Origin of the sequence: Tenacibaculum piscium (assembly GCF_021390715.1) — a bacterium.
Classification (GTDB): Bacteria; Bacteroidota; Bacteroidia; order Flavobacteriales; family Flavobacteriaceae; genus Polaribacter; species Polaribacter piscius.
In genome coordinates this window covers 12,612-17,436 of sequence record NZ_JAJGWT010000016.1, presented here as the reverse complement: position 1 = coordinate 17,436, position 4,825 = coordinate 12,612, and the positions used below count along the sequence as shown (strand labels likewise).

The window sequence follows — 4,825 nt, the reverse complement described above, 5'->3', positions numbered from 1 at the left end:
GGTACATTTTGTCTTATATTTTTTTAATACGTACCAAAAATACAAAATAAAGTACATATATTGTAATTGTGGGACTTTTTGTCGCATTAAGCCCAACGTTTTTGTATATTATTTGTTGCGTATTTCGAGCAACTAATTTAGTAAATAAAAACGGAATAGAAAATCCCCTAAGGATTTTCGTAAGTAGGCTAGAACTAGCAATAAATTATATACGGTGTTAGGTGCTTTACTTTTTTTATTACTCACTTTTTTCAATTTTTAAAAAGTCAAATCTATTATTAATTGTACTATTTTTAAATAACTCAGAAGTTATAATAGAATGAAGAATATCACAAATAAGAATTAATTCTTTGTAATTGAAATTATTCCAATCAGTATCAAAATTATGTTCTGTGTCGTGAATGTGAATTTTATTTCTCAATTTCCTCAACGCATTTATTCTACTATAGTTTTTAAATTTAATACCTAATAACTTCTTTTTTTCAACTTTTTTGGACATTTGGTCAAAAGTCATTGAGGTTTTAATTTCGTCTTCTGTTTTCTCAAATATTACAATTTCATTTTTTATTACTTTTTCAGCCAATTCATATTCTCCAGTATTTACAGATTTTACTTTTATCCAATTTGTGGTGTTCGATAATTCATTTGTTTCTATTAAATAATAAAATATAGCTTCAATTATTGTTGCACCGTGTACTAAAATTGATTTAATATTTTGAGTAAGAAGAACATCTGTCATATAAATATCAGTTCTAATTTTGTTCAAGAATTCAATATACTGAAGTGAATATGCTATATTTTTTCTAATTGGATAAACTTTTGAATGTGGCAAATGTTCATTCTTACAAATTAAAATTCCAAAATGATTTTCAAGTGTATTTATTCTAATTGGATACCAATTAGATTCATCTTTTTCTTGAAGTTTGATTTTTTTTCCTGCGTTCATTTTTTGGTATTGCACCTAACGGATTTGTATATGATTTGTTGCGTTATTCTGGACTAAATTTAGTAAAAAAAATCGGAATAGAAAATCCCCCAAGGGATTTTCGTATGTAGGCGAGAACCAGCAATTAATTATATACGTTGTTGCTATTTGTTGTTTTTAATTGTTCAATTTTTTCTCTAAAATTCCTTTTTCGATTTTCTAGAATCAGCTTTTTAAAAATCTTTGTTGATTTTTTGTGCTTTTTTTTTGTTTTAATTTTTCTTAATTTAAAATTTATTTACACAAAGTTTTAGGAATCAGTTTTTAAAATCTTTGTTGATGTTTCGTACTTTTTCTTTTTTGTTTTAATTTTTCTTAATTTAAAATTTATTTACAAAGTTTCGTAATCAGCTTTTTTAAAATCTTTGTTGATGTTTCGTACTTTTTCTTTTAATTTTTCTTGATTTAAAATTTATTCACAAAGTTTTAGGAATCAGTTTTTTTAAATCTTTGTTGATTTTTTGTGCTTTTTCTTTTTTGTTTTAATTTTTCTTGATTTAAAATTTATTCACAAAGTTTTAGGAATCAGTATTTTTAAAAATATTTATTGATATTTGATACTTTTTTTTTTGATTTTTTTCTTGAAATAATTGACAAAATTGATTGTTCAAAACTTTGTTTTTTACTGAAATTTCACAATAAATTGCAACGRATTTGTATATGATTTGTTGCGTTATTCTGGACTAAATTTAGTAAAAAAAAATCGGAATAGAAAATCCCCCAAGGGATTTTCGTATGTAGGCGAAAACCAGCAATTAATTATATACGTTGTTAGTTTTTCGTTGCGAAACATTTTTATAAGCACGTTTTTTTGCGTTTCTAAGTTTTTTAAGAATTTAAAATTCAAGATTTGTTTATTTTTTCTTTAAAATTCTAAACATTCTTTTTTAGATTCACGTAAAACAGGTTTTTTCACGAGTTTAAAATTCAAAATTTGTTATATTTCATTAAACTTTTTCTTTAAAAATCTAAACTTTCTTTTTTAGATTTACGTAAAACAGCGATTTTTCACGAGTTTAAAATTCAAAATTTATTATATTTCATTAAACTTTTTCTTTAAAATTCTAAATATTCTTTTTTGGATTTACTCAAACCAGCAATTTTTTACGAGTTTAAAGATTTTCAATTTGTTAGTTTTTTTCTAAATTTTTTCTTTAAAACTCTAAATATTCTTTTTTAGATTTATGCAAAACAGCGTTTTTTATGAGTTTAAAAATTTACGATTTATTGATTTTTAATTATTCAAAAACATTCTCAATAATTCTATTTTTTCTTTAATATTCTCATTTTTTCTGAGCAATGAAAACTAACGTTGTTGTATATGGTTTGTTGCGTGTTTCAAACAACTAATTTAGTAAATAAAAACGAAATAGAAAATCCCCTAAGGATTTTCGTAAGTATGCTAGCACTAGCAATAAATTATATACGGTGTTGGCTTTAGTTTGTTTTTGTGATTATATTTTTATCAAATAGATATTGTTTTTTGTCAATATCAAAAATCTGATATTTCCTTTTACTATTATTTGGTTTGACAAACTCTAATTCTATTTTATCATAAAGAACTTCACCTTTTTTATTTGGAACAATAAATGATAAATAATAAAAAGAGGTTTTTCCAATTTCAAGAATATTATTAAAAGTCAAAAATTCATTAGGAGGTATTTTCATTATAAAATTTTCGGTTTTTGTTCCAGTTTTATCAATGAAAGATAATTTGTGTTCATTCATCCATATAATTTCTCCTTTTATGGTTTCGTTTCCATAAGAAACATATACATTCACATCTTTAAAATTCAAACTTTTTCTATAGCAACTCAAAGATAGTTTTAATAAATATTGTTCTCCCTTTATAGTTTTAAATTCATTATTATTGATTTCATAATTAAAAAAACCTTGAGGATTGTATGTTTTACTTATTATTTTTCCGAAAACTTTACTTTTCTTTGTTTGATTCCACAGTAAAATAATTGTAGATATAGTTCCAAATAATAATGCACTCCAAAAACCTAAATCTAATCCTTTCTCAGTTATGTTAATTATTTTAATAGGGTCAACAATTTCAATAGTCTCTATTATTTTCTTAGTATTTGATATTTTTGAATAATTAATGTTTTTAATTGTATCTAAAACAGCTATTGTATCAATGTCTTTTATCTGCATTATTTCTTAATTAAAGCCAACGTGTTTGTATAAGATTAGTTGCGTGATTTAATCACTAAAGTTAGCAAATAAATCACAGATAGAAAGTCCGCGAGGACTTTCGTAAGTAGGCTTTAACCAAGCAATTAATTTTATACGGTGTTAGCAACAGTTTTAATTCCTTTCTATTGTGGATTCTAATTCGGATAGCCTAAACCTTAATGATTCACTCTCATTTCTGTTTTTCTCCAAATCATTCCGTAAGTATTGAATTTCCATAATTAATCCACTAATTGTTTCGTTCAATGAACTGATTTCATTTGCTAAGGCTTGTGTTGACATATTTTCATTTGTTTTGGTTATTCATAAATTGATTAAGTCTTTCACCGTTTTTTAAGAAATAGACATTATTAAATAATTCTTCGTAGTAATAGGGATTCTCTTTATAGAACATTGTTGGTATATCAAGGCTAAATGTGAAAGTTAAATTATCAATGAGTACTTGATATTGTATTACTGTGTTATCGTATTCATAATCCAAATTTCTAATCATATAGTTTAAAGTTCTTCTTAAGGCAACATTATTTTTTAAATATGCTTTGGTTGCTTTAAATCCCTCTACTTTGGTATTTAATTGTTCCTCAAGTAACTTAGTAAGTGGCTTATCCATTTGTTCCTTATTCTCTTGATATAAAGTCCAGATATTCAGGTTTTTATTTTTTTTAATTGAATTCTTTTTAACCTCAATAACGTTTACTGAAAATGTAATTGCACTATCTGGTTCGTAAGTTCTATAAATTGTATGCTCAGAAACACCAGTATCAAAATTCCATTTATCAGGACCGTCGTACGCAACATTATATTTAAAATTGGAATATATGTTTGTTATTGAATCTATATGCTCGTTAAATGTGTTTTCGTTTTGTTCTTTAAAAGACTTTTCAAAACCTGAATCAATGTCCTTTGGCTTAGAACTTTTTGAATTGCAAGAAACTAATAAAAACACGAAAAGATAGATTAGAATTTTATACTTCATTTTTGGGCTTATTTATAAAGTTTTTTTCTTTTGAAGTATTTTACACCTACAAAAATATAGATTACAAGTCCAATTATTGCACTTATTGAGCCTATTGAATCTTTGTCTCTTGTAAGGTGATTCTCTATATAATAGAATTGCATTAACAACCATTCTGCAATTTGATGAGACATCATAAAAACGAAGAAGAAACCTAAAATCCAATAAGTAATTACAGGTATAAAGTTGTTCTTTTTTTTAAGCCATAACTTTACTAAAAGTATAAATCCAATTAAAAGGACTAGTTTGATTCCTAGGATTAAAATAACGTCTAAACTTTGATTCATTGCTGTGTGGTTTTTTGTTCGTACTAATTGTTGCTAACGGATTTGTATATGATTTGTTGCGTGATTCGGGACTAAATTTAGTAAAAAAAATCGGAATAGAAAATCCCCCAAGGGATTTTCGTAAGTAGGCTAGTACTAGCAATTAATTATATACGTTGTTGTAAATAGTAGCTTTTTGTTTATTCCGAACTTTGATTATTAAATTACTATTCAAAAAATCGATAAAATTTAAAATTCTATAAACGAGTTAAAAAACATTTCAAAACTCTTTTTTGAAAACTATAAATATTCTCAATTTTTTCTTCTTTTTCTTAAATTGTTTTTGATTCAGATTTTACA

Annotated in this window: 3 protein-coding genes; all 3 read right to left on the bottom strand. The window is 24.8% G+C overall.

What is annotated here, in order from left to right; translation table 11 throughout:
- Positions 1 to 238: 238 nt before the first annotated feature.
- The 3 genes from L0U77_RS11375 to L0U77_RS11365 all read right to left on the bottom strand — a co-directional run bounded on the left by L0U77_RS11375 (position 239) and on the right by L0U77_RS11365 (position 4,160).
- A complete protein-coding gene (locus tag L0U77_RS11375) occupies positions 239 to 946 on the bottom strand; it encodes a hypothetical protein (protein WP_233901223.1) in 708 nt (235 codons plus the stop codon).
- Positions 947 to 2,422: 1,476 nt separating this feature from the next.
- Positions 2,423 to 3,145 (bottom strand): hypothetical protein, encoded by a 723-nt coding sequence (locus tag L0U77_RS11370; protein ID WP_233901222.1) that lies wholly within the window; start codon positions 3,143 to 3,145, stop codon positions 2,423 to 2,425.
- Positions 3,146 to 3,470: 325 nt separating this feature from the next.
- Complete coding sequence (locus L0U77_RS11365; protein WP_233901221.1) at positions 3,471 to 4,160, bottom strand: hypothetical protein; 690 nt, start codon at positions 4,158 to 4,160, stop codon at positions 3,471 to 3,473.
- Positions 4,161 to 4,825 lie beyond the last annotated feature (665 nt).